Source organism: Streptomyces longwoodensis (assembly GCF_001514125.1).
Classification (GTDB): Bacteria; Actinomycetota; Actinomycetes; order Streptomycetales; family Streptomycetaceae; genus Streptomyces; species Streptomyces longwoodensis.
In genome coordinates, this window is record NZ_KQ948552.1 from 16184 (window position 1) to 40482 (window position 24299).

Genomic DNA, 24299 nt, shown 5'->3' on the forward strand with positions numbered 1-24299 from the left:
GTAAGAGGAAGCCCAGAAGATCAGCGGGCGAAGCGGCGACACGGCAACGACGGCTCGGTCGGCGCAGCACCGAAAAGGGAGAGACGATGCAACCGTTCGCGCTCAACTACGCACGCCCGGCGGCGGAGTTGGAGGTCACCACTCCGTACGCCTACGACTCCGGTCTGCAGTTGAACGTACTCCTGGACGGCCGGATCGCAGCCTCGGACCACGCCCTGCTCCGGGAGTTGGGGACCACTACCTCCACCGCGGGTTCGAAGACCCACTTCGACGACTGAACACGGTCCGGCGTCGATGACGGTGCTGATCCTGACCAGTGAAGAAGACGTGACGGCGGACATGGTGGTGGTCCACCTCAACGCCTCGGGGGTTCCCGTGGTCCGGCTGGACCCCGCCGACCTGACCGGCGGGGTCGCCCTCTCGGGCGAGTACGTGCACGGGGCCTTCCGGGGCCACCTGTGGGCCTCGGGGCGGCTGGTCGGCATGGAGGGGCTGCGGTCGGTGTGGGTGCGCCGGCCGGGTGTGCCCGCGTCCCGGGTGCCGGAGCCCTCGGACTGGCTGAGCGAGGAGTCCTCACAGGCCCTGTACGGCATGCTGCGCGGGACCGACGCGCGCTGGATGAACCACCCGGACGCGTCCCACCGGGCCCGGCACAAGCCGTGGCAGCTCCGGCTGGCGCAGCGCTGCGGGCTGCCCGTGCCGGCCACGCTCATCACGACGTTCCCGCAGGCGGCGCGGGAGTTCGCCGCCCGGTTCCCCGACCTGGTGGTCAAGCCGGTGTCGGGGGCGCACCCGCAGGAGCCGCCGCGGGCGGTACCGACCAGCCGGGTGGCACCGGACACGGACTTCACGGCGGTGGCCTTCGGGCCGACGCTGCTCCAGCGGAGGGTCGCCAAGCGGGCCGACGTCCGGCTGACCGCGGTCGGCGAACGGCTGCTGGCGGCGCGCAAGGTGACGCCGCCGGACGCCGACCCGGACGAGGTCGACGTGCGCTTCGCCTCGGCGGCGACGCCGTGGACCCCGGTGGAGGTGCCGCCGCGGGTCGCCGAGGGGGTGCGGGACTACCTGCGGCAGGCGGAACTCGCTTACGGCGCCTTCGACTTCGCGGAGGACGCGGACGGCACCTGGTGGTTCCTGGAGTGCAACCAGTCGGGCCAGTTCGGCTTCGTGGAGGTGGAGACGGGCCAGCCGATCGCCCGCACGATCGCCGAGTGGCTGGCGGGGCAGGAACCCGAGGCGGGGACGGCCTGCGGCGGCGGCACCAGCGGCGCGCTGTACCGCTGAGGGGCGCCAGGTCGTGTCCGCAAAGTCCCGTCGTCCGCCCGGAGGGCGGGCCCTGCGGCGTCCGGTGCGTGCTCTCGGCGTGCCGGGCGGACACCCGCGTACTGGCCGTACTCGGGTGTTCGCCCGGTGCGGCGAGAGTGCGTGCCGGGCGTCGCAGGGCTGGGGGTCCCCCCTCTGGGGGAGGGACTTTGCGGACACGGCCTAGGGCGTGGCGGATTCGGGGCTGCCGGGGCGGGACCCCGGCGGGCCGGCCCCCGCCCCCGCCACCTCAGGCCACCTGCCCGCCGTGCAGCGCCGCGTACGCCCCGCCCCGGCGCAGCAGGTCCTCGTGGGTGCCGATCTCCCGGATGCGGCCGTCCTCCATGACGACGATGCGGTCGGCGCCGCGCACCGTGGACAGCCGGTGGGCGACGACGAACGTGGTGCGCCCGCGCAGCAGCCGGGCCAGGGCCTCCTGGACGAGTGCCTCGGAGCGGGTGTCCAGTGCGCTGGTCGCCTCGTCGAGCACGAGGACCTTGGGGTCGCGGATCAACGCGCGGGCGATGGCGAGGCGTTGGCGCTGGCCGCCGGACAGGCGCGCGCCGCGCTCGCCGACCAGGGCGACCGTCTCACCGGGGCGACCTCCAGGGTGAAGTCCCGCACGGCCGGGCGGCCGTCGTCCTCGTAGGTGTGGCCGACGCGGTCGAAGGCGACGGCTCCGCGCACGCCGGTCACCCGGATCTTGCCCTCGTTGTCCTCGAGTTCGGGCGCCTGGAGCACCTCGCCGACCGAACGCACCGAATCCAGGCCCTTGGTGATGACCGGGGCCAGACTGGTCAGCGTGGTGGTGGAGTTGGTGAGCGTGGTCAGGAAGGCGCTGAGCATGACGACGTCGCCGGGGGTGACGCCCCAGACGCCGTAGTACGACACCAGCGCGGCCGCGGTGAGGACGGCGACGCCGATGACGTTGAGGACCACCCAGGCCAGCGAGCCGAAGCGGCCGTTGACCAGGTCCAGGCGCATCCCGGAGGTGAGCAGCCGGCTCAGGGTGCCGTCCATGCGGCGCAGCGCCTTGCCCTCCAGGCCGTGGGCGCGGGTGACGGGGATGAGCCGGGTCATCTCGGTGACGCGGGAGGAGAGCGTCTCCACCTCGTGCCGGAAGTGCTCGTTGTGGGCGCGCAGCCGGGACCTGAGGCGGGTCACCAGGAGCGTGGCGACGGGGACCACGACGAGGAAGACGGGCACGAACTCGGGGGTGCGCACGGCGATGACGACGAGTCCGCCGATCAGCACGGTGGTGGCGCCGAGGCCCTGTTCGGCGGTCTGCTGGACCATCTGCTCGACCGTCTCGACGTCCCGGACGACCTTGGCCTGCAGGACGCCGGCGCTGACCCGGGAGTGGTAGCCGATGGACAGTTGCTGCATGCGGGTGCACAGCGCGGAGCGCAGCGTGGTGCCCATGCGGCGGACGCTGCCGTGGAGGAGACGGACGTACAGCACGTGCAGGGGGTGGTTGACGAGCAGGATCACCACGATGACGCCGGTGGCCGTCCACAGCCGGGAGACCGGCTGGTGCTGGACGACGGTGTCGATGATGGACGCGGTGATCAGCGGCAGCAGCCAGATCGGACTGTGTTTGACGGTGAACACGACGACCGCCGCGGCGAGGTGGCGGCGGTCGGCGCGCAGCAGGTAGGCGAGTGTGCGGACCTGGTGTTCGCCCCGGTAGCGGTGGTCGAGCGGGCCGGCCGGCGTCGACGCCATGAGCGGTGGTCCCTCCCCGGGTGCCAGGTGTCGGCAAGCGCTTCTCCCCCGTCCGCCGGGGCTCGCCGTGCACCTGGCGGGGACGGTCCCTCATGGGACGTCAGACGGCGTCCAGCTCCGCCAGTTCCCCGGCGCTGAGCCGCAGTTCGGGCGCGGTCGCCGAATCACGGATCGTCTCGGGCCGGCTGGCGCCCGGGATGGGCACGACCACCGGTGACTTCGCGAGCATCCAGGCGAGGCAGACCCGCTGCGGGCTCACCCCGTGCGCCTCGGCGATCCGGGCGAACGGCGCGTAGGCGGAGCCGAGTTCGGCGGCGCGGGAGATGCCGCCGAGCGGGCTCCAGGGCAGGAAGGCGATGCCCAGCTGGTCGCACAGGCGCAGCTCCGGCTCACTGGAGCGGAAGGCCGGGGAGAACTGGTTCTGCACGGAGACCAGCCGGCCGCCGAGGACGTCGTTCGCCTCGCGGATCTGGTCGGGGTTCGCGTTGGAGACGCCGGCCATGCGGATCTTGCCCTCGTCGAGCAGCTCGCGCAGGGCGCCGACGGACTCGGCATAGGGCACCCGGGGGTCGGGCCGGTGGAACTGGTAGAGGCCGATGGCCTCCACGCCGAGCCGTTTCAGGGACTCCTCGCAGGCCCGCTTGAGGTGGGCGGGGCTGCCGTCGAGGGTCCAGCTGCCGTCGCCGGGGCGCAGGTGGCCGCCCTTGGTGGCGACCAGTACGTCGCGGCCCCGGTCGTGGCCGGCGAGGGCCTTGGCGATCAGGGTCTCGTTGTGGCCGACCTCGTCGGCGTCGCGGTGGTAGGCGTCGGCGGTGTCGATGAGCGTCACTCCGGCGTCCAGCGCGGCGCGGAGGGTGGCGAGGGAGCGCTCCTCGTCGGGCCGTCCCTCGATCGACATGGGCATTCCGCCCAGTCCGATCGCGCTGACCTCCACGTCACCGATGCGGCGGGTGTGCATGGGCTGTCGACCCCTCTCGGCTCTTTCGGCTGTCGCTCGGACACGGTGAGTACCCCGCGCCCCGCGGGCGTCACGGGACGCCGGACCGCGGTCCAGCCTCTCGCCGTGCCGCGCACAGGTCCAATGGAGGAATCCGAACGCATTCAGCAGGCACAGTGCTGAATCCCGGCCCGTGTGAGGGACACGGGCCGGGACACCCCCCTGCTCGGTCGGCGGCTCCGGGGGGACGGGGTGGTCTCAGCGGCTCGCCAGGTACTCCTGCGCCCCCGGCACGTCGTGCGCCTGCTCGACCTGGACGAGGCCGCCGACGGCCTGGGCGTCCGGCTTGAGCACGTACGTCTTCAGGCTCGCGGGCCGGGTGACGTCGGAGAAGTCCTGCGGGGTGCCGAGGCCGGTGTCGGCGTTCTTCTGCGACCGGTGCGCCTTGACGACGTCCTCGCGGGCGAGGCTGCCCGCCGCGCACGCCTTCTTGAGGTCGGCGCCGAGCAGTTCGGCGGCGTTGTACCCGGACAGCACACCCGAGTCGACCAGCGCGCCCGGGTACTTCTTCTGGTACGCGGCGACCATGCGGCGCACCCCGGGCAGGTCCGAGCTGACGGCCGGAGCGGCGCTCACCACGTTCAGCAGGCCCGCCAGCGCGGGCGCGGCCGGGGTCTTCATCAGCTGCGGGGCGAAGCCGGGGGCGCTGCTGACCACGGGCACCTTCAGGCCCTTGGACGCGGCGACGCCGACCAGGGACGCGGTCTGCGCGGGACCGGCGCTGATCAGCACGGCCTTCACGCCCGCCGCGCGCAGCGCGGAGACCTGCGCGGACAGGTCGGTGTCGGTCGCCTTGATCTTCTGCCCGACCACCTTCAGGCCGGTCTTGCGCGCGGCCCAGGTGGAGCCCGCCAGGGCGTTGGAGCCGTAGTCGCCCTCGAAGTAGACGTGGCCGATGCTGTCGCCCTTCTCCAGGCCCTTGGTGCGGGTGAGGAAGTCGACGGCGGCGATCATGTCGACGTCGTAGGTGGTGCCCAGCACCTGCACGGACGGGTGGCCGAGCAGGGAGGCGGCCCAGGCCTGCGGGAAGGTGAGCAGGTGGTCGCGCTCGACGTCGTCGAGGAGGGCCGCGACCACCGGGGAGCCGATGACCTGGGGCAGCGCCACGACGTCCGGGGCGATGTCGGCGTACGCGGTGACCGCCTTCTGCACGTCGTAGCCGTGGTCCTTGACGACGATCTCCACCTTGCGGCCGCAGATCCCGCCGTCGGCGTTGGTCTGGTCGGCCCACATCTGCTGGGCCTGGACGATGCTCTTGCCGAGGGTGGCGTAGGGGCCGGTCAGGTCGGTGAGGGCGCCGAGCCGGACGGTCTTGGCGCTCACGCCGGGGCCGCCCTTGACGCCGTCGGCGCCGTCGGACGTCCCGCTGTCGTCCGCCTTGGAGCTGCATCCGGTGGCCGCGAGGAGCAGCGCGGTGAGGGCCGAGGCGAGGGCGAGGCCCGGGGTGCGGTGGGTGACGTTCACGGGGTGTGCTCCTTGGTTCGTACGGCGGAGGCGGACGGGGTGGGGGCCGGGGCGGGGTCGGGTCCGGGGGCGGACGGCGGCCGGACGGGACCCGTCCGGCGGCGCAGGCGGGCGCGCAGCCGGCGGACGAGGCCGTGCAGGCCGTCGGGGGCGAACAGGAGGATCACGACGATGGCCGCGCCGTACAGGTAGCGGGCCGCCTCCGTCGGGCCGACCCCGCCGTCGGTCGTGCCGGGCGAGGCCACCAGAGGCAGTTGGTCGGCGTAGCGGGTCATCAGCAGTGGCAGCGCGGTGACGAACACGGCACCCGCGGTCGCCCCCGCGACCGAGCCGAGGCCGCCGATGACGATCATCGCCAGGTAGTCCACGGACAGCGTGAGGCCGAAGTAGTCCGGCACCACGCGGCGGAAGGCCAGCGCCAGGAACGCCCCGGCCAGCCCGGCGTACATGGACGACACGACGAACGCGGCCGAGCGGTAGCGGGCGACGTCGACGCCCATCACGGACGCGGCGGTCTCGCTGTCGCGCAGCGCGGTCAGCGCCCGGCCGGGTCGGCCGCGCAGCAGGCCGCGCGCGGTCCACCAGGTGAGCGCGAACAGCGCCAGGCCCAGGTACCACAGGCGTTCCTCGGCGCCGAACGGCACGCCCAGGACGACGAGTTGCGGTTCCAGGTCGAAGGCGAACGACCCGACGGCGAGCGGTGGCACGGAGCGGCCGTTGAAGCCGCCGGTCACCGAGTCCGCGGTGAGCAGGACGTGGTGGCCGAGGAAGACCAGCGCCAGGGTGGCGACGCCCAGGTAGATGCCCTTGACCCGCCCGGCGACGGGGCTGAACAGCCCGCCGGCGGCACCGGCCAGCAGCACGGCCAGGAGCAGCGCGAGCAGCGGCGGCAGCCCCAGGCCGGGGTCGCCCGCGAACCACGTGTAGCCGTACGCGCCCACGGCGAGGAAGAAGGCGTGGCCGAGGGAGAGCTGGCCGGCCGTCCCGCACAGCAGGCCGAGACCGACGGCGCCGATCGCGGCGGCCATCGAGAACAGGCCGATGCGCAGCCAGAACGCGTCGAGGTAGAACGGCAGGGCGACGAGCAGCAGGAACGGCGGCAGCAGCCGGGCCGTCGTGCGGATCGGGTCAGACACGGACCGCTCCCTTCGCGCCGAACAGTCCGGTGGGCCGCACCAGCAGCACCGCGATCATCACGGCGTAGGGGGCGACGTCGCCGACGCCCTCGCCGAGGACGTGCAGGTCGGACTGGTAGCCCGCGACGAACGCCTCGGTCAGACCGATGACGAGGCTGCCCGCGAGGGCACCGGCCGGGGAGGCCATCCCGCCGAGGATCGCGGCGGGGAACGCCTTCAGGGCGATCTGCCCGGTGGTGCGTTCCAGGCCGGGTGCCGGGAACGCGGCCAGGAACACCGCGGCCAGCGCGGCGAGCGCGCCCGCCAGGCACCAGGCGAGCATCCGCACCCGGCTCAGCCGCACGCCCATCAGCGCGGCCGCCTCGGTGTCCTCGGCCGCCGCGCGCAGCGACAGGCCCCAGGGGGTGAACCGGAACAGGGCGAACACCGCCGCGATCACCACGGCGGAGACCGAGATCGCGGCGATCCGGCTGTCGGCGACGGTGACCGGGCCGACCTCGGTCACCGCGTCGCCCCAGGGGTCGCCGAGGGACAGCAGGTCGCCGCCGATGCGCCGGGACAGCTCGGTCACCAGCACGATGTCGACGCCGATGGTCACGATGGTCTGCACCGGGGCGGCCGCCGGGTCGGGGCCACCGCGCTGCAGCAGCAGCCGGTCCACGGCGCCCGCCAGGAGTCCGGTGGTCAGGACGGCCACGGCGAGGGCGCCCGCGAAGCCCAGGTCGTCGTGCAGGACGGCGACCAGGTACCCGCCGAACAGCAGCAGGGAGCCCTGGGCGAAGTTCAGCACCCCGGACGCCTTGAAGATGACGACGAAGCCGAGGGCGACGAGCGCGTAGACCGCGCCGAGGGCGAGGCCGCTGAGGGTGTTGTCCAGGAATGCGGTCATGCCGCGTCCTCCTCGTCCGCGCCGGTGCCGAGGTAGGCGCGCAGCACCTCGGGGTGGCGGCGGACCTCGTCGGGGGTGCCGTGGGCGATCGGGCGGCCGAAGTCGAGGACGGTGACCTCGTCGGCGAGGCGCATCACCAGGCCCATGTCGTGCTCGACGAGCACGACGGACAGGCCGAGTTGCTCGCGCACGGTGCCCACGACCTCGGCGGTACGCGCGCGTTCGGCGCCGTTCATGCCGGCCACCGGTTCGTCGAGCAGCAGCACGCGCGGCTCCAGACACAGGGCGCGGGCCAGTTCCACGCGCTTGCGGTCGCCGTACGACAGCAGCGCCACGGGTGCGTCGAAGTGCGCGCCCAGGCCGACGAGTTCGGCGATCTCGCGGGCGCGGGCCAGGTGCTCGCGCTGCTCGCGCCGGGCTCGGGGCAGGCCCAGGGCGCTGGCGGTGAATCCGGCCCGCGACAGGGCGTGGCGGCCCAGCATGAGGTTGTCGGCGACCGTGCCCGCGGTCGTGACGATGTTCTGGAACGTCCGGGCCACGCCCAGCGCGGCGATGCGGTGGGGCGGGCGTCCGGTGAGCTCCGTGTCGCCGAGCAGAACCCGTCCCGCCGCGGGCCGGCACAGGCCGGACAGCACGTTGAAGCAGGTCGACTTGCCGGCGCCGTTGGGGCCGATGAGCGCGTGCACCGAGCCCGGGGCGACGGTGAACGACACGGTGTCCAGGGCGGTCAGTCCGGCGAAGCGCACGGTGACGTCCCGCACGGCGAGGGCGGGCGGCGGTGCGCTGGTGCGGTCGTTCACGCGGCCCCCTGGTCGCGGGTGGGGTCGGTGACCGGGCGGGCGGCGTCCGGGGCGGCGGCAGCCGGGGTGGTGGTCGTCCCGTCCGCCGTCCCCACGGCCGTTGCGCCCGTCGTCTCCTCCGTCGTCTCGCCGAGGTACAGGCGGCGTACGGCGTCGGTGCGGGCGAGGTCGTCGGCGGACCCGGAGAGCCGGATCTCGCCGACCTCCAGGACGTGGGCGTCGTCGGCGAGGGACAGGGCCATGCCGGCGTTCTGCTCGACCAGCAGCACGGCCGTGCCCTGGGCGTTGATCTCGCGGATCACCTCGGCGATCCGGTGCACCATGAGCGGGGCGAGCCCCAGCGAGGGCTCGTCGAGGAGCAGCAGGCGCGGCGCGGCCATCAGCGCCCGCCCGATGGCCAGCATCTGCTGCTCGCCCCCGGACAGCAGCCCGGCGGCCTGGCGGCCGCGTTCGGCGAGCACGGGGAACAGGCCGAACACGCGGTCACGGGCCTCGCGGACCTGCGCGGGCGCGCGCCGGCCGAGGCCGAGGCCGCCGCTGCGGAGGTTCTCCTCCACGCTGAGCCCCGCGAACACCCGCCGCCCCTCGGGGACCTGTACGACGCCCGCGCGGACGGCGGCCACCGGGTCGCGGCCGTCGAGCGGGGTGTCGCCGTAGCGGATGCGGCCGGCGGTGACCGTGCCGCGGTGCAGCCGCAGCGTGCCGGAGACGGCGCGCAGGAGGGTGGTCTTGCCGGCTCCGTTCGCCCCGAGCAGGGTCACGATGCCGCCGTACGGGACGGTCAGGGACACGGAACGCAGGGCCGACACGGCCTGTCCGTACATCACGTCGACGTCCTCGACGTGCAGGGCCGGCCGTTCCTGCGGTGGTGCTTGGGGCATCGCGGCTCCTCGGGTCGTGCCGGTGCGGCACGGCGCTTCGGGGGGAAGGGGTGCTCACGACAGCACGGCGGCGCGGGCGGCGACAGATCGCGGAGCGGGATCGCTGCGCGGGCCCAGCGACCGGCGGGGCGGGCTGTGCGGGTGCCCAGGGGGCGGGGGCGGGGGCGGGCAGCGGAAGAGGGCCGAGGGGCCGGTCGGCGCCCTCGGCTCAGGTGTGGCTCACGGGTGCGGGCGCCCATCGGCACCCGCCGGTTCACCGGGTTCGGGCTGCCCCCGGCACCCGTCGGCTCACTGGGAACGCAGGCGCCTGGCCGTCAGCGCCAGGCTGATCTCGACCATGTCGGCGGGGCGGGTGAGGGAGCGGCCGGTGAGCTGCTCGTAGCGGCGCAGGCGGTTCAGGACGGTGTTGCGGTGGCAGTAGAGCCGTTCGCCCGCGCGCTGCGCGGAGCCGTCGCACTCCAGCCACGCCTCCAGCGTCTCCAGCAGCACCTCGGCGTCCGCGGGTTCGAGGGGCGCGAGCGGTCCGAGGACCCGGTCGGCGAGGGCCTGCCCGAGTTCGGGTGCCGCCATGACGAGGGCGGCGGGCAGGTGCTCGGTGAGCCGGACCGTGCCGCCGGACGGCGGGCACATCCGCAGCGCCGTGTCCGCGAGCCGGCGCGCGTCGCCGACGGCCGCGAGGCCCGTGACGGCGGTGCCGATGCCGATCCGCGCGCCCGGCACCGGGTCGTCGGCGCCGGGCAGGCAGCGCTCCGGGTCATCGTCGTCCGCCAGTAGCACGATGCCGTGGTCCACGTCGACCCCGGTGTGCCAGTGCACCCGGGCGTCCCGGGCGACCGCGGCCCGCGCGGCGGCGCCGTCCGCGGGGCCGGTCACGGCGACCACGACGTACCGCCCCTGCTCGGGCAGTTCGAGCGCCTCGGCGGTCTCCGGCAGGTCGGCGATGCGGCTGCTGCCGTCGAGGAGGGCGCCGGCCAGCATGCGCAGCCGGTTCTCCCGCCGCCAGGCCAGACGGCGCTCGGTCTGCCGGTAGGCGTCGGCCACGAGCGTGCAGTGCTCGTCGACGAAGTTCCACACGTCGGCCGCCACGTGCACGAGGAGCCGTACGTCCTCCGGGGCGGTGCGGGAGGTCTCCTCGACCAGCGCCTGCCAGACCATCGAGCCGCCGAGCCGGAAGGCGTGCAGCAGCGCGTCCAGCGGCAGCCCCTGCTCGGCCCGGGTCGCGCCGATCTTCCACGAGCAGCGGCGGGCCGCCTCGCGGCTGGCGCGCGGGTCGAGCAGCGAGGCCACGCTGTGCCGCAGCGAGCGGTGCACCTCCTGCCAGGTGGCGCCGCTGTCGTGGTCGCAGGTGGCCCGGTAGGCCGGCTCCTGCTCCTGCAGCGCCGTCACCAGCCGGTCGGTGAGGTCGGCCAGGTCGTCCAGCAGGACGCGGGCCGCGCGGTGCAGGACGTCCAGGGCGTCCGCGTCGATCAGCGAGCGGCCCCGCCGCGGGCGCGGCCGCACGGCCGGCACGAACGGGGCGGGGCGCACGGCGGCGCGTGGCCGTACGGCGTACTGCATGGCTGTCCTCCCCGGGGATCGCCTGCGTCGTCCTGCCCCGCAGGATGACATACCGTCCGGTCGGTCCCTAGGGGTGTGCGGGGGTCTTTTCGGTCTGTTCGACCAGCCGGGCCAGTTCGACTCGGGAGCGCACGCCCAGCGCGGCGAACACCTTCCGCAGGTGGTAGTCGACAGTGCGGGTGCTCACGGTGAGCGCCTGGGCGATCTCCCGGTTGGTGGCCCCGCCGGCCACGTGGCGGACGATGCGCAATTGTTGTGGAGTGAGCGCGGACAGGTCCCCGGCGCGCGCGCCGCCCGCGGACGTCCCGTTCGCGCGCAGCTCCGCCCGCGCCTGCTCGGCCCAGGCCCGCGCGCCGCAGCGTTCGAAGCCGACGAGCGCCGCGCCCAGACGGTCGCGTGCCTCCCGCAGCCGCCGCCGACGGCGCAGCCACTGCCCGTACAGGAACTCGGTCCGGGCCCGTTCGAAGTCGCCGCCCGCCGTGTCGTGCAGGGCGAGGGCGCTCTCGTAGAGCCCGTCGGCGCGGTCCGGCGGGGCCAGCAGGGCGCGGCAGCGCAGCAGTTGGGCCGGGGCCTGCGGGTCCGCGCCGAACCGGGCCCACTCGGCGAACTCCTCCACGACCGGTCCCGCGCTGCCGCCCCGCCCGGCCCGTGCGGCCGCCTCCACGAAGCACGGCACCGCCAGCATCCACACCGCGAAGTGCCCACGCCCGGGTCCCGGCCGCACCAGCGGGCCGAGCCGGTCGGCGGCCTCGGCCGGCCGGCCGTCGCCCAGGTCGGCGCGGGCCAGGGCCCACTCGGCCAGCGTGGCGGCCTGGGCGAGGCCGTGCCGCAGGGAGATGTCCTGGGCGTGGCGCACGTGCCGGGCCACCGCGTCGGCGTCGCCGTCGATCGACGCGGCCAGCGCCTGCGCCGCGTGGTGGTGCGCGGCCGTGTTGCGTTGCCCGGCCCGGTGCGCGGCCCGCAGCCCCTCCTCGGCGTGCGTACGGGCCAGCCCGTGCCGTCCGGCGCGCAGTTCGGTGTACGCCAGGTACTCCAGCGCCGGGCCCAGCGCCGCCGCCTCGCCCTGCGTCCGCGCGGCGACCAGGGCCGCGGTGGCGGCTCCGCGGGCACCGACGAGGTCGCCCATCAGCAGCGCCGCGGCGGCGGCCCGCAGCAGCGTCTCCACCCGGTCGCCGGGCGCCGCCGCGTCCACGACCCGCCGCAACGACCGTTCGGCCGCCCCGAACCGTCTTTCGAGCAGCGCGAGCATGCCCCGGCGGTGTTCGCGCAGGACGTCGTCGCCGGAGGCGAGGGAGGCGGCGGGGTCAGCGGACGCGGCGCCCGGACCGGCGGAAGTCCCACTGGGTGCTTCCGGCTCCTTCTCCCCGCGTCCCTCCGCCAGTGCTTCCAGGCAGCCCGGTACGTCGCCCGCCGCCCAGGCCGCGTCGGCGGCGCCGAGGGTGGCGGCCAGGGCCGCGGCGGGGGCGTGCGCGGCCAGCAGGCTCTTGGCCAGCAGCAGGGTGGCCCGGGCCTCGTCGACCGGCCCGTCGCGCAGCAGGGCCGCGCCGCGCAGGAGTTCGGCCCGCCCCCGCAGCTCGACGTCCGGGGCGCCGTTCCGTACCGCGTCGAGGAGGCGCAGGGCCCGGTGCGGCTGCCCGGCGAGCAGCGCCTGCTGCGCGGCGGCCAGGCGGTGGCGGGCCTGGTCCGGGCCGTCGCCGGTGAGGTCGGCGGCCCGGGCGAGCGCGGCGCACCGCAGCCGGGGCGACGCGGGGACGGCCGGGTCGGCGGCGGCCGCCGCCAGCGCGGTCGCCAGGGCGGCGGCAGCGCCGTCGGTCGCCGCGGCCGCGTCGGCCGGTTCCGCCCAGGCGTGGTGCAGCAGCCCGGGCAGGCCCGTCTCCTGCGCGGCCAGTGCCCGGTGCGCGGCCCGCCGTCCGCGCTCCCCCGCGCGTGCGTACAGCGCCCTGCGCACCAGGGCGCTGCGGAACCGGAGCCGTCCGTCGCCGAGGACGAGCAGGTCCGGGGGTGGATCGAGGCGGGCGGCGGGAGCCCCGCCGATGAGCCGGGCGAGGGCCCGCCGCACGGGCGCCACGGCCGCCGAACCGTCCTCCGCCTCCCGTACGGCGGCCGCGGCCGTGAGCAGGACATGCTCCTCCCCGGCGGTGAGGGCGCTCGGGCAGCCGCCCACCAGGGCGGTCAGGAGCTCGGCGTCGGCCAGGGGCCGGGGCAGCGGGGCGTGCCCGCGCAGCTGCGCGGGGGTGAGCGAGCGGAGGAGGGCGAGCAGCAGCGCGGGGTTGCCCTCCGCCTCGGCCACGAGGTCGTCGCGGACGCCGCGGTCGAGGCTCCCGCCGGTCTCCTCGTCCAGCAGCGCGGCCGACGCGGCGGCCGTCAGCGGGTCGAGGCGCAGCGGCGGGATCCCGGCGAACTCCGGGTCGAGCGGGCGGTGTCCGGGGGCGGTGAGCAGCAGGCCGACGGCGCCGGCGGCGCGCGGGTCCCTGCCGAGGCGGCCGAGCGCGGCCCGTGATGCGGGGTCCCACAGGTGCGCGTCGTCGACGCACACCAGCAGCGGGCCGTCGGCGGAGGCGGTGCGCAGGGCGGACCGCAGGGCCGCGTCGGCCGACGGCGCCTCGAGCGGGTCGAGCGGGTCGAGCGCGTGGCGCCCGTTGCGCGGTGGTGCGGCGGGCCGGTGGGCGTTCGGCTCGGCGAACAGCCCGAGCAGGGCGCGCAGTCCGGCGTACGGCACGGTGGCGGCGGCCGGGTCGGCGCGGACGTGCACCACGGGCCCGGCCGTGAAGGCGCGGGCGGCCCGGTCAAGGAACCGGCTGCGGCCGCACCCGGGTTCACCGGTCACCAGCCGCGCCTCCCCCGCGGCCACGGGCGCCTCGGCCCGCTCCGGGACGGCGGTCGGCCGGTCGCGGCGCACGACCGCCGGGGCTGTGTGACGCACGGTCGTCTGTCCGGTCATCCCCGTGACGTTACGAGCGCGTGACGTGGACCGGAAGCCTTCCGTCCGTGCCGGTCCGCCACGGGTCCCGGGCGCGAGCTGGGAGTTGGCGGGCCGTCCCGCGCACGGGACTGTGCCGTCGCCCAACGCCGGACCCGCGCCGCGGTGCGCCGGCACAGGCGTGCGGGCACGGCGCGGCGGACGCGCCCGATCGCGCGTCCGCCGCTGGGGTGCCCCGGGGTCAGGAGGTGTGCGGGCAGTTGCCGCGGTACTCGTCGATGGTCAGGCTGGGCCGGGGCAGCGGGCAGAGGAACTGCTCGTAGCGGGTGTCGTTGTCGATGAAGCGCTTCAGCCACGAAATGCTGTACTTCGCGATCGTCGTGTTCGACGAGTTCGGCGTGAAGTGCGTGGCGTTGTTCAGCTCCAGGTAGGCGCGGTCCAGCGAGGACGGCAGGGTGGTGTAGAACGGCTCGGCGTGGCTGGCAACGGGGGCGATGGTGTCGCCGTCCGCGCCGAAGATCAGGGTGGGCGTGGTGATCTCGGGCCAGGTCTTGTCGAGGTTCCAGGGGGTCAGCGGGATGGCCGCCTGGAGCGAGGGACGCGACTTGGCGGCCTCGAGGCTGCCGCCACCGCCCATCGAGTGGCCCATCACGCCGAGCCGGGAGGCGTCGATCCGGCCGCGCACGGAGCTGCGCTCGGTCAGGTAGTCCAGCGCGGCGAGGAGCTGCCGGCCGCGCGAGTCGGGCTGGTCGAGCGTGGTGAGGGTGTCGATGGTGAACACCACGAAGCCCTGCGAGGCCAGGCGCGGGCCCAGCCAGGCGATGGACGACTGGGTGCCGGTGTAGCCGGGCGAGACGGCCACCGCGCCGAACGTGCCGTCGCCGGTGCTGGTCGGGTAGTAGATCGTGCCGCCGCCGAAGCCGGTCACGGCGAGCGAGGACACCGACGTCTCGGAGACGGCGTACGGGCCGCGCAGGGCCTCGATGCTGGAGGTGGTCGGCGCCGGGCCGCGCTCGTAGGGGTTGTCCGCCGCGTGGGCGCCGGGCCCGCCGAGGAGGGTGAGGCCGACGGTGGCGGCGATCGCCACCGCCGCGCCGGCCAGACGCCGGGCCCCGCGCCGGGCCGGTCCGGGGTGGACCGGGGCGCGGTGGGGAGTGCCGGTGCGGGTGTGCTGCTGCACGGAGGGTGGTCCTCTCGGTCGAGGCGTGCCGCCGGGCCGTTCGCGCCGGACGGGGTCCCGTGGGGTGGGCCCCCGCCGTCCGGCCGGCCGGCGGAGCACCGCTGTTGGGATGGCGGTGCCACTGTGGGCCGCCGACCGGGCCGCGGGGACCGGCAATGTCACCGGTCTCGTGACCGCCCCGTCGTCACCCCGACCGCCGGGGTGGCCGTCCGTCCGCCCGGGCGGGTGTGCGACGCTCGCTGCGGAGCGGCCGGTGTCCGTCGGCCGTCCTGTCGTACGGAAGCGAGGAGAGTCAACGGCATGCGCATCGGTCTGCTCGGCACCGGCCCTTGGGCGCGGATGGTCCACGCCCCGGCTCTCGCCGCCCACGGCGGCCTGGACTTCGTCGGCGTGTGGGGGCGGCGCGCCGACGCCGCGAAGGAACTGGCCGACCGGCACGGCACGCGCCCCTACGACGACGTGGACGCGCTGTTCGCCGACGTGGACGCGGTGGCCGTCGCCCTGCCCCCGGACGTCCAGGCGCCGCTCGCGGAGCGCGCCGCGCGGGCGGGGTGCCACCTGCTGCTCGACAAGCCGCTGGCGCTGACGGTCGAGCAGGGCCGTGCGCTGGTGGACGCGACGCGGGCGACGGGGGTCGCGTCGGTGGTGTTCTTCACGACCCGGTTCCGGCCGGAGACCGCGGAGTGGATCGCGCGGCAGGCGGACGAGGGCGGCTGGTTCACCGCGCGGGCGGAGTGGCTGGGCGCGGTGTTCACCGGCGACAGCCCGTTCGCCGCGTCGCCGTGGCGGCGGGAGAAGGGCGCCCTGTGGGACGTCGGCCCGCACGCGCTGTCCGTGCTGCTGCCGGTGCTGGGCGACGTGTCCCGGATCGCGGCGGCGGCGCACGGCCCGGGCGACACGGTCCACCTGGTCCTGGAGCACGAGGGCGGCACGACCAGCACGGCCACGCTCAGCCTGACCGCCCCGCCGGCCGCCGCGGGCGCCACGGTGGAGCTGCGGGGAGCGGCCGGGGTGACCCGGCTGCCGGAGACCGCCGAGGGCGCGGCCGAGGCCCTGGCCCGGGCGGCGGACGCGCTCCTCGCCGCCGCCGCGTCGGGCAGCCCCGACCCGTGCGACGCGGCCTTCGCGCTGCGCGTCACCGAGATCCTGGCCGCGTCGCAGTCCCTGCTGGACGGCACCGCCCAGGGAGTGCTGGACACTCCCTAGGGGGCGTCTCGTCGACAAAGGGCCGCCCGGGCCGGGGTGTCACCCCGCCGTGAAGTGCACCCGCTCGCCGAGGACCGGGTAACCGGCCCGCGCGAAGTGGGAGACCATCGGGGCGTTGCCCTGGTCCGTGGCCGCGGCGACGGACTCGGCGCCGTGGGCGGCCAGGTGGTGGGTGCACTCGGCCAGCAGGTCGTACCCGTAGCCGTGGCCGCGGTGTCCGGGCAGCACCCCGACGAAGGCGACGCACGGGCTCTCGGGGTTGTGGGCGGGGACGTGGATGCCCGCGAGGTCGCCGTCGGGCGTGCGGGCCACCTGCCACCACGCGCGCGGGGACGGGAACCAGTGCAGGAAGTCCAGCTCCTCCCGGGCGGCCCGGTCGCTCCCGCCCCCGGCGATGGCCGCGCGGGCGTGGGCGTCGAGGGTGCCGGCGTGGATGCGGCGCAGGGCGTCGAGGAAGACCCCGTCGTCCGGTTCGGGGGCGAACCGCAGCCGACCGGGCCGTTCGGGCAGGCCGCACGCCCGGGTCCAGCGGTAGCGGTAGCGCTCGACGAGGAGCGTGTACCCGGCGGCGCGGGCCGCGGCGAACCGGGCCCCGGCGGCGGCCCGCCGCACCGGGTCCTCCCGCCAGCCGGTCGGCAGGGTCAGCTCCAGGCCGACCCGCCAGGGCGCGGTGCGCAGGAGCTCGGCGCCCGCCGCCTCCTCGCCGTCGGCCACGTCGAACCAGTCGACGGTGAGCGGGCTGGTGTCGTCGGGCCCGCCCCACCAGGCGCCGCGGGCGACGACCCGGCCGGCGCGCAGGGCGACCCGCTTCCAGTCGGGCCGGTGCCGGGTGAGCCGGTGCGCCCCGCGCTGGTCGAGGGGGTCGGGCAGGGTGTCGAAGAGCGGTGCGGTGCGCGCGTCGAGCGCGCGGATGACCAGGTCGGTCACGGATTCCTCCGGGGTTGCGGGGTGGTCCGCGCTCCCGGTCGGTCAGACCTGGCACGCCGGAACGGCGGGGAGGGAGCGCGACGTGGGGGTGAGGTCCATGGCGCCCGCCTCCTTCCGTTCGCTGTCCGGCGTGCACCGAGGAGGTTAGGGGGCGCCCGCGGGGCACGGCCACCGGTTTTCCCGCACCGCGCTTGCCCGGCGCCCCGCACGGCCCCGCTCCCCCCGCCCGGTCTCCGCATGCGGCCCGGCGGCCCGTGGTGGAGCCTTGAGGGCGTGCGCAGAGTGGGTGGTCCGGCGGTGCGTCCGCCGCGGGACGGGGAGCGGCGCGGCTGGCTGCAGGGAGCGCCGCCGCCGCTGTGGGTGCGGGCCCTGCCGCTCGCGCTGACCGCGGGCGTGGGGGTGGCGGCCCTGCTGACCTCCGACGCCGAGGACCTGGGTTTCCTGCTCGGCGCCATCCCGCCGCTGGCCGTGCTGTCCTACGGGCCGCTGGCGACCGCCGGCCTCGGCGCGGCTGTGCTGGTGATCCTGACGTCGTCGGTCTTCCACCTGAACCGGCCCGGTCAGGCCGACCTGCTCACCGTGCTGTTCGTGGCACTGCTGAGCGTCTTCGTGTCGTACGTGCGCAGCCGGCGGGACGTCCAGCTGGACACCGAGCGCACCATCGCGGAGGCCGCGCAGCGGGCGGTGGCCCCGCCGGTGCCCGAGCGGGTCGGTCCCGTGCGGTGCGCGGGCCTGTACCGGGCGGCGGAGCGCGGGACGCTGGTGGGCGGCGACTTCTTCGACGTGCGGCAGAGCCCGTACGGGGTGCGGGCCGTGCTGGGCGACGTGCAGGGGCACGGGCTGGCGGCGGTGGCGACGGTGGCCGGGCTGCTGGGGGCGTTCCGGGAGGCGGTGCTCGACCTGCCTGACCTGGTGTCGGTGGCGGCGCGCCTGGACCGGCGGCTGGTGGTGGACTCGTCGCGCAGCGCGTACGCGGAGCTGTTCGCGACGGCGGTGCTGCTGGAGTTCCCGCCGGACTCGGCCCGCGTCCGGGGGGTGGCGTGCGGGCACCCGCCGCCGGTGCTGCTGCGGGACGGCACCGCCACGCAGCTGGAGGCGGTTCCCTGCCTGCCCCTGGGGATGGGACTGCCCGAGGCGGTCGGGTCCGGTGTGTTCACGCTGGACCTGCGGCCCGGTGACCAGCTGGTCGTGGCGTCGGACGGGGTGTGGGAGGCCCGCGACGCGGCGGACGCGTTCTACCCGCTGACGGAGCGGCTGCCCGCGCTCGCGGACCCCGACCCGGCGGCGACGGCGGACCGGGTGTGGGCGGACGTGCTGCGGCACGCCACGGAGGTCCGCGACGACGTCACGATGCTCGTGCTCGATCCGCTCCCGCCGCCGCCCCGCTGACCCCGTCGGCCGCCTCTTCGTCCTCCCCCTCGGCGTCGATGTGCGGCAACACCCGGTCCAGCCACCGGGGAGTCCACCAGGCGTGCGGGCCGAGCAGGGTCATGACGGCGGGCACCATCAGCAGCCGGACCACGGTGGCGTCGATGAGGACGCTGACCGCGAGGCCGAGGCCCAGCATCTTCACGACGATGTTGTCGCTGACGATGAACGCCGCGAACACGCTCACCATGATCAGGGCGGCGCAGGTGATGACCCGCGCGGTGATCTCCAGGGCGTGGGCCACGGACGCCTTGGCGTCGCCGGTGCGCAGCCACGCCTCGTGGACGCGGGAGAGCAGGAAGATCTCGTAGTCCATGCTCAGGCCGAAGATGATCGCGAACATCATCATCGGCACGTAGCTCTCGATGGGCACCTTGCCCGAGACGCCGAGCGCGGGCCCGCCCCAGCCCCACTGGAAGACGGCCACCACCACGCCGTAGGAGGCGGTGATGGACAGGACGTTGAGGACGGCGGCCTTCACCGCCACGAGCAGGCCGCGGAACACGGCGAGGATGATCAGGAAGGCTAGGGCCACGACCACGCCGATGATCAGGGGCAGCCGGCTCGCCACGATGTCGCGGAAGTCGACCTGGGCGGCGGTGGTGCCGGTCACGTAGCCGTGGGCGGCGGTGCCGGAGACGGCGTCGGGCAGGGTGTGGTCGACGAGCCGGTTGGTCAGGTCCGTGGTGGCGGCGTCCTGCGGGGCCTGCTTGGAGTAGACCGTGCCGATCAGCACGTCCCCGTCCTCGGTCGGGGTGAGCTGGGTGACCGTGGCCGCCCCGGGGACGGCGCTCAGCGTCTTCTGGGCCTGGGTGGCGAGGGCCGAGCGCTGGTCGGAGGGCACCTTCGTCTGGTCGACGACCACGGTGAGCGGTCCGTTGGAGCCCGGTCCGAAGGCGTCGGTCATCAGGTCGTAGGCCCGCCGGTCGGTGAACGACGTCGGGTCGGCGCCGTCGCCGATGTGGCCGAGCTGGATCGAGAACACCGGGATCGCCAGCACGGCGACGGTGGCCACGCCGGCGGCGAGGAAGCTCCAGGGCCGGCGCTCGACGCGCTGGGCGTAGCGGTGCCAGGTGCCGTGGGGCGTGCTGCCCGGCTCGGCGTCGGTCTCGGCGACCGGGCGGCGCACCTTGTAGCGGTCGATGTGCCGGCCGATCAGGCCGAGCAGGGCCGGGACGAGCGTGAGCGCGCCGACGACGGCGGAGACCACCGTGACGGCGGCGGCCAGGCCCAGTTTCCCGATGAAGCTCACCCCGGAGGCGTACAGACCGGCCAGGGCGATGATCACCGTGGTGCCGGAGACCAGGACGGCGCGCCCGCTGGTCGCCGTGGCGTGCCCGGCGGAGCGCACCGGATCGGCGCCGTCGATGAGGCCCTGGCGGTGCCGGGTGATCAGGAACAGGGCGTAGTCGATGCCGACACCGAGGCCGATCATGGTGGCGAGGGTCGGGGAGACGGTCGCGAAGGTGAAGGCGGCGGCGAGCAGGCCGAGGCAGGCCAGCCCGCCGACGACGCTGATCAGCGCGGAAAGCAGCGGCAGCCCGGCGGCGATGACACTGCCGAAGCCGACCAGCAGCACGACGATCGCGACCGCGAAGCCGATCAGTTCGCTGACCCGGTCGTCGGCGGCGGGCCGGGCCAGTTCGCCGAGCGGTCCGCCGTACTCGACCTGAGTGCCGGCCGCGCGCAGCGGCTGCACGGCGTGGTCGACGCCGTCGAGGTAGCCGTCGCCCAGCGTGGACGGCTGGACGTCGAAGCGGACGGTCACGTAGCCGGTGCGCCCGTCATTGGAGAGCGGCCCGACCGGGGAGGCGGGCGTGGACAGCGGGTTCTGCACGGCGAGCACGTGGGGCAGCTTCTGCAGGTCGCCGACCGTGGTGGACATCTGCGAGCCCAGTGCGGTCAGCGACTGCTTGTCGTCGTGCAGGACGATCTGGCTGCTGTAGCCGCCGGCCTGCGGGTCGTGCTGCTTGAGGACGTCGAGGCCCTGCTGCGACTGCACGCCGGACAGGGCGAAGTTGTCCGAGTAGGTGCCGCCCCAGGTGCGGCTGAGGACCTGGAGCGCGACCAGGGCGACCAGCCAGGCGATGATCACGACGAGGAAGTGCCGGGCGCACCATTCGCCCAGCCTGCGCAGTCCGCCCTTGGCGGCCTTCCCCCGTCCGTCCGCCGGGGCGCCGGTGGTGGCGTTCATGGGACCACCGCCCTCTCCGCCGGAGCGGGTTCTCCGACCCTTCCATTGCACGCCGGGCGGTGCGGACCGGCATCTCGGAACTCCGGGAGGCCGTCCTGGGGAGGGCGGGGCTACCGTGGTGGTGGGGAGGCAGCGGCTCCGGGCGGCTCCGGCCGTTTCCCGGATGCCCGGTGCGCTCCCGCGGTGAACGGCGATGGCGAGCCCGGTGACGGCACCGGGCGCACGTGCCATCCGGACCCGAGGAGCCCAGATATGTCGACGTCACAGCCCTCCCAGGACCGCGCCACCCCGGACAACCTGCTGCACACGTGCAACGGCACGGACGTGTCGCCGGAGGACGTGGTCATGGCCTCGGGCAGGGACCTCACGCCGCGCAACCTCGAATGGGCCCGGCGCAAGCTGGCCGAGGACCCGAACGCGGTCGAGAAGCTGCTGCCGTAGGCCCTGCGGGACACGGCCATCGACGTGCCGAGGGGCCGGGCGGGAAACCGCCCGGCCCCTGGGGCACCCCTGCGGAGGGACTGACTCGTCCGGCTAGTACCTCCCCGACTCCCGCTCCTCCGGGAGGTCCGCCTCGTCGACGATGTGGACCGCCGCCTCCTCGGCACCCGCGGCGCCCGCGTCGATGCCGACGTCCTGGGCGACCTCCTCCTTGGTCTCGTCGGTGTGGGCGCCCTCGTCGGGGGCGACGAGCCGGCCGGCCCGCCGCGTGCCCGCCTCGGGGTCGACGGGCTCGCCCTCGCCGCCCGGCAGGTCGCCCACGTCGTCGCCGAGGGGCTCGGTGGCGTCCGGGACCTCCTGGGCGAGGCGCTGGTCGAGGGACTCGCCCTCGTGCTGCTCGGCCGCGGTGGTGCCGTACTTGGTGACGCCCAGCGGCTTCTCCGGCGGCGAGTAGCCCTCGTCGAGGGTGTCGTCGTAGGTGCGCTCGTCGACCGCGTCCTGCAGGTCCAGCGGGGACGCGTCCTCCTGCTCCTCGTTGGTTCCGGTGGGCTGGTAGGCGTCGTCGCCCATCGTCCCGGGCTCGGTGCCCATGGGTGCCTCCTTCGCTGGCCGGGGGCCTGATCGTCCTGGTCCGCGTTTCCCGTCAGCGGCCGCCCAATCACGGCACTTGCCGGGAACGCGGGCGTGGGGGCTCGCGACTCACAGCGCCCGGCGCCGGACCAGCACGCCCAGGACCAGCAGGCCGGGCAGCAGCGGCAGCCACGCCGTCAGCAGCCGGTAGCCGAGGACGGTGGACGCGGCGGTCGCGCCGGGGCTGCCCGCCGCGGTGAGGGCGAAGGCGAGCACCGCGTCGAGGGAGCCGAGGCCGCCCGGGGTGGGCAGCAGGGCGGCGGCGCTGCTGGCGGCGAGGTAGAGCAGGGCCACCCGGGCCGACGCGAGCGGCAGGCCGACCGCCCGGCCGACGGCGACGAGCACCAGCGCGTGCAGCAGGGCGAAGGCCAGTGAGCCGCCCCACAGGGCCGCCGCCCGGCTCGGCCGGGCGTGCACGGCGCGGATGTCGCCGAGGACCGCGGCCGCCGCCCGCCGGCAGCGCGGGCGCAGCGGGCCCCGCAGCAGCGCGGCGACCACCAGCGCCGACCCGCCGGCCACGGCGAGGGCCGTGCCGGGGACCTCCGGCGGGCGCAGGACGCCGGGGCAGCCGAGGGCCAGGACGGCGACGAGGGCGCCGCGGGTCAGGACCGCGGCGGTGCCCTTCACGGCGAGCGCGGTGGCCGAGCGCCCGGCGGGGACGCCGCAGCGCAGCAGGAAGCGCAGGTTGACCGCGCCCGCGCCCAGCCCGGCGGGCAGCAGGTGGTTGGCGGCACCGGCGGCGAACTGGGCGGCGACGAGCCGGGCGCGGGGCAACGTCCGGGGCACCGCGCCCTGCTGGGCGAGGGCGGCGCACAGCCAGGTGGCCGGGGTGAGCACGGCGCCCAGCAGCAGCCAGCCGTGGTCGGCGTCGGCGAGCCGTCCGGCGCCGCGCTCCAGGACCGGCCAGTGGCGCCGGGCGACGTAGGCGACGGCGGCCAGGACGGCGAGCGCGAGCGCGAGGTGCCAGCGGATGCGGCGTAAGGACGGGGTGGGCGCGGGGGCCGGCTCTTCGGCGACCGGGGTGGGCGCCGCCTGCTCCCTCGTCCTGAGCGTCGGGGGCGTCATCGGTGTCACCGGGAGGAGTCCTGACGGGCCGTCGGCGCGACCTGGACGCCGACCTCGCCGATCCGGTGGTCCTCCCACGCATACGCGTACGCGGGCGTGGGGTGGCCCGGGCCGGTGAGGTGGGCGACCGGGATCCGCTCGGCGGTGGCGCGGATGCCCGCCTCGGTGGTGGTGGTGTCCGGGCCCCGCGTGGCGGCGGACGCGCAGCCGGCGTAGTAGGCGACGGGGATCGCCCGGTCCCCGGTGACCAGGCAGGGCGGCCGGACGCCCAGGCGGTGCAGCCCGGTGGCGGTGCGGGCCCAGGCGACACGGTCGGCGGTGGTCCGCTCGACGGTGCGGTGCAGGACGGCGTACTGCACGCCCAGGTGCCCGGCCAGCGCGCAGGCCACCAGGACGGCGGCCACCGGGCGCCACCGGCCGTCCGGCCCGCGGACCAGGTGGAGCAGCGCGTCGGCGACGGGCAGCGCCAGCAGCGCGTAGGCGGGCAGCAGGAAGCGGGGCGCGGCGTACCCGATGAGGAACAGGTACGGGAAGGCGGCCGTGGCCGCGCAGGCGAGCGGCACCAGGGTGCGCGCGGTGCGTCCGGCGCGGACCGCGACGACGAGGCCCAGCGCGGCGAGCAGCGGCAGGGCGAACCACCACAGCATCACCACCGGGTGGGGCATCGGCGCGGTGCACGGACGGCACAGGGTGCGTCCGACGAGGCTGCGCATCTGGTCGGCGACGGCGGCGTGCCAGCCCAGGCCGCCCTGCACGCGGGAGCCCTCCGCCAAGCGCTCGGCGAGGCCGCCGTAGCGGACGTACGCCTCGATCACCCACTCGGCCGCGCCCGCCGCGAGGCCCGCCACCAGCGCGGCCAGGAGCCGCGGGCGGCGGGTCACGGGGGCGAGGACGAGCAGGGGCGCCGCCACCCACACCGCGTCGGTGGGCCGCATCCACGCCATGAGCGCAGCGCCCGCCACCACGCCCCCCAGAGCAGCCCGGTCGGCGCGGTCGGCGCACGCCCGCAGGAAGCAGCCGACGCAGATCAGCGCGCCGAGCGCCACCCACAGGTTCGGCATGACCTGCGGGCCGTAGAAGAGCGTCACCCACAGGGTGGCGAACAGCGCCCCGGCGCCGGCCAGGACGGGGGCCGGGAAGAGGCCGCGCCACTGGCGCAGCGCCAGGTGGAGGACCAGCCCGGACAGCAGGGCGAGGTAGGTCCGCAGCAGGGCGGTGGACGTCGACCAGGACGCCACCGGGGCGGCCAGCAGGGACACGCCGCGGGCGCGCGGGGCGCTGAAGGCGGACGCCGGGGCCTGGGCGCCGACCTGGCTGACGTACACGGTCTCGTCCCAGCCGAGGCCCAGTCCCGGTCCCACCAGCAGCAGTTGGGCGAGGACGAAGGCGCCGGCGACGGCCGCGAGCAGCGCGTCGTCGCCGGCCCGCCAGGAGGTGCCGGGGAGCGTCCGCGGCTCGCGCCGCCGCACTCCGGTGAGCAGGGCATCCACGCCGTAGACCATCGTCCGACCTTCGCCTCCGCCCGTCGCGGGGTCCCGCGGGACCCCGCGGCCCGGA

Annotated in this window: 19 protein-coding genes and 1 pseudogene; 5 read left to right on the forward strand and 15 right to left on the reverse strand. The window is 75.8% G+C overall.

The window, feature by feature from the left end:
* Window positions 1-86 precede the first annotated feature (86 nt).
* Window positions 87-278 (forward strand): putative ATP-grasp-modified RiPP, encoded by a 192-nt coding sequence (tgmA, locus tag AQJ30_RS12535; RefSeq protein ID WP_067232740.1) that lies wholly within the window; start codon window positions 87-89, stop codon window positions 276-278.
* A 16-nt stretch (window positions 279-294) separates the two neighbouring features.
* Window positions 295-1284 carry an ATP-grasp ribosomal peptide maturase gene (tgmB, locus tag AQJ30_RS12540; RefSeq protein ID WP_067232743.1) on the forward strand — a complete coding sequence of 330 codons (990 nt, stop codon included), beginning with the start codon at window positions 295-297 and terminating at the stop codon, window positions 1282-1284.
* Between the two features lie 268 nt (window positions 1285-1552).
* On the opposite strand, the pseudogene AQJ30_RS12545 reads toward tgmB, so the two are convergent.
* The 10 genes and pseudogenes from AQJ30_RS12545 to bdeA form a co-directional block, all read right to left on the reverse strand.
* Window positions 1553-3027: pseudogene (locus tag AQJ30_RS12545) on the reverse strand (ABC transporter ATP-binding protein).
* 100 nt (window positions 3028-3127) lie between these two features.
* Entirely contained in the window at window positions 3128-3985 is an 858-nt protein-coding gene (locus tag AQJ30_RS12550; RefSeq protein ID WP_067232745.1) for an aldo/keto reductase, read from the reverse strand.
* 237 nt (window positions 3986-4222) lie between these two features.
* Window positions 4223-5488: an ABC transporter substrate-binding protein gene (locus AQJ30_RS12555; protein ID WP_067232747.1), complete on the reverse strand. Its 1266-nt coding sequence runs from the start codon at window positions 5486-5488 to the stop codon at window positions 4223-4225.
* Window positions 5485-6624, reverse strand: a complete 1140-nt coding sequence (locus AQJ30_RS12560; protein WP_067232749.1) for a branched-chain amino acid ABC transporter permease — start codon at window positions 6622-6624, stop codon at window positions 5485-5487. The genes AQJ30_RS12555 and AQJ30_RS12560 overlap by 4 nt, the downstream gene beginning before the upstream one ends.
* Window positions 6617-7513 carry a branched-chain amino acid ABC transporter permease gene (locus AQJ30_RS12565; RefSeq protein ID WP_067232751.1) on the reverse strand — a complete coding sequence of 299 codons (897 nt, stop codon included), beginning with the start codon at window positions 7511-7513 and terminating at the stop codon, window positions 6617-6619. The genes AQJ30_RS12560 and AQJ30_RS12565 overlap by 8 nt, the downstream gene beginning before the upstream one ends.
* Window positions 7510-8313, reverse strand: coding sequence for an ABC transporter ATP-binding protein (locus AQJ30_RS12570; RefSeq protein ID WP_067232753.1), 804 nt, complete (start codon window positions 8311-8313; stop codon window positions 7510-7512). Before AQJ30_RS12570 ends, AQJ30_RS12565 begins: the two co-directional genes overlap by 4 nt.
* On the reverse strand, window positions 8310-9194 hold the full coding sequence (locus AQJ30_RS12575; RefSeq protein ID WP_079083992.1) for an ABC transporter ATP-binding protein: 885 nt from the start codon (window positions 9192-9194) through the stop codon (window positions 8310-8312). Before AQJ30_RS12575 ends, AQJ30_RS12570 begins: the two co-directional genes overlap by 4 nt.
* A 288-nt stretch (window positions 9195-9482) precedes the next feature.
* A complete protein-coding gene (locus AQJ30_RS12580) occupies window positions 9483-10751 on the reverse strand; it encodes a PucR family transcriptional regulator (protein WP_067232754.1) in 1269 nt (422 codons plus the stop codon).
* 67 nt (window positions 10752-10818) lie between these two features.
* The gene (locus AQJ30_RS12585) at window positions 10819-13692 is read right to left on the reverse strand and encodes a helix-turn-helix transcriptional regulator (protein ID WP_079083994.1); all 2874 of its coding nucleotides are present in this window, start codon (window positions 13690-13692) and stop codon (window positions 10819-10821) included.
* A 220-nt stretch (window positions 13693-13912) separates the two neighbouring features.
* Window positions 13913-14851 (reverse strand): bis(hydroxyethyl) terephthalate hydrolase, encoded by a 939-nt coding sequence (gene bdeA, locus AQJ30_RS12590; protein ID WP_067232757.1) that lies wholly within the window; start codon window positions 14849-14851, stop codon window positions 13913-13915.
* A 300-nt stretch (window positions 14852-15151) separates the two neighbouring features.
* On the opposite strand from bdeA, the gene AQJ30_RS12595 reads away from it, so the two are divergent.
* Window positions 15152-16057, forward strand: coding sequence for a Gfo/Idh/MocA family protein (locus tag AQJ30_RS12595; protein WP_067232760.1), 906 nt, complete (start codon window positions 15152-15154; stop codon window positions 16055-16057).
* A gap of 39 nt (window positions 16058-16096) precedes the next feature.
* Here AQJ30_RS12595 and AQJ30_RS12600 read toward each other — a convergent pair whose 3' ends face one another.
* Complete coding sequence (locus AQJ30_RS12600) at window positions 16097-16984, reverse strand: GNAT family N-acetyltransferase (protein WP_067232762.1); 888 nt, start codon at window positions 16982-16984, stop codon at window positions 16097-16099.
* Window positions 16985-17257: 273 nt separating this feature from the next.
* On the opposite strand from AQJ30_RS12600, the gene AQJ30_RS12605 reads away from it, so the two are divergent.
* Window positions 17258-18373, forward strand: coding sequence for a PP2C family protein-serine/threonine phosphatase (locus AQJ30_RS12605; protein ID WP_067232764.1), 1116 nt, complete (start codon window positions 17258-17260; stop codon window positions 18371-18373).
* On the opposite strand, the gene AQJ30_RS12610 is transcribed toward AQJ30_RS12605, so the two are convergent.
* Entirely contained in the window at window positions 18330-20606 is a 2277-nt protein-coding gene (locus tag AQJ30_RS12610) for an MMPL family transporter (protein ID WP_067232766.1), read from the reverse strand. The genes AQJ30_RS12605 and AQJ30_RS12610 overlap by 44 nt on opposite strands.
* A gap of 252 nt (window positions 20607-20858) precedes the next feature.
* On the opposite strand from AQJ30_RS12610, the gene AQJ30_RS12615 reads away from it, so the two are divergent.
* A complete protein-coding gene (locus AQJ30_RS12615; protein WP_067232768.1) occupies window positions 20859-21047 on the forward strand; it encodes a hypothetical protein in 189 nt (62 codons plus the stop codon).
* A 93-nt stretch (window positions 21048-21140) separates the two neighbouring features.
* Here the strand turns inward: AQJ30_RS12615 and AQJ30_RS12620 are convergent, their stop codons facing one another.
* From AQJ30_RS12620 to AQJ30_RS12630, 3 genes are all read right to left on the reverse strand, one after another.
* A complete protein-coding gene (locus tag AQJ30_RS12620; protein WP_067232770.1) occupies window positions 21141-21638 on the reverse strand; it encodes a DUF5709 domain-containing protein in 498 nt (165 codons plus the stop codon).
* A gap of 108 nt (window positions 21639-21746) precedes the next feature.
* On the reverse strand, window positions 21747-22742 hold the full coding sequence (locus tag AQJ30_RS12625; protein ID WP_079083995.1) for a lysylphosphatidylglycerol synthase transmembrane domain-containing protein: 996 nt from the start codon (window positions 22740-22742) through the stop codon (window positions 21747-21749).
* Between the two features lie 5 nt (window positions 22743-22747).
* Window positions 22748-24244, reverse strand: a complete 1497-nt coding sequence (locus AQJ30_RS12630) for a hypothetical protein (RefSeq protein WP_067232773.1) — start codon at window positions 24242-24244, stop codon at window positions 22748-22750.
* Between the last annotated feature and the right edge of the window lie 55 nt (window positions 24245-24299).

Excerpts from the sequence above, each read along its gene's own strand:
- AQJ30_RS12565 (WP_067232751.1), bottom strand. The coding sequence starts at position 7,513 with ATGACCGCATTCCTGGACAACACCCTCAGCGGCCTCGCCCTCGGCGCG.
- AQJ30_RS12585 (WP_079083994.1), bottom strand. The coding sequence starts at position 13,692 with ATGACCGGACAGACGACCGTGCGTCACACAGCCCCGGCGGTCGTGCGC.
- tgmA (WP_067232740.1), top strand. The coding sequence starts at position 87 with ATGCAACCGTTCGCGCTCAACTACGCACGCCCGGCGGCGGAGTTGGAG.
- AQJ30_RS12630 (WP_067232773.1), bottom strand. The coding sequence starts at position 24,244 with ATGGTCTACGGCGTGGATGCCCTGCTCACCGGAGTGCGGCGGCGCGAG.
- AQJ30_RS12615 (WP_067232768.1), top strand. The coding sequence starts at position 20,859 with ATGTCGACGTCACAGCCCTCCCAGGACCGCGCCACCCCGGACAACCTG.
- AQJ30_RS12620 (WP_067232770.1), bottom strand. The coding sequence starts at position 21,638 with ATGGGCACCGAGCCCGGGACGATGGGCGACGACGCCTACCAGCCCACC.
- AQJ30_RS12595 (WP_067232760.1), top strand. The coding sequence starts at position 15,152 with ATGCGCATCGGTCTGCTCGGCACCGGCCCTTGGGCGCGGATGGTCCAC.
- AQJ30_RS12625 (WP_079083995.1), bottom strand. The coding sequence starts at position 22,742 with ATGACGCCCCCGACGCTCAGGACGAGGGAGCAGGCGGCGCCCACCCCG.
- tgmB (WP_067232743.1), top strand. The coding sequence starts at position 295 with ATGACGGTGCTGATCCTGACCAGTGAAGAAGACGTGACGGCGGACATG.
- AQJ30_RS12575 (WP_079083992.1), bottom strand. The coding sequence starts at position 9,194 with ATGCCCCAAGCACCACCGCAGGAACGGCCGGCCCTGCACGTCGAGGAC.
- AQJ30_RS12610 (WP_067232766.1), bottom strand. The coding sequence starts at position 20,606 with ATGAACGCCACCACCGGCGCCCCGGCGGACGGACGGGGGAAGGCCGCC.
- AQJ30_RS12580 (WP_067232754.1), bottom strand. The coding sequence starts at position 10,751 with ATGCAGTACGCCGTACGGCCACGCGCCGCCGTGCGCCCCGCCCCGTTC.
- AQJ30_RS12550 (WP_067232745.1), bottom strand. The coding sequence starts at position 3,985 with ATGCACACCCGCCGCATCGGTGACGTGGAGGTCAGCGCGATCGGACTG.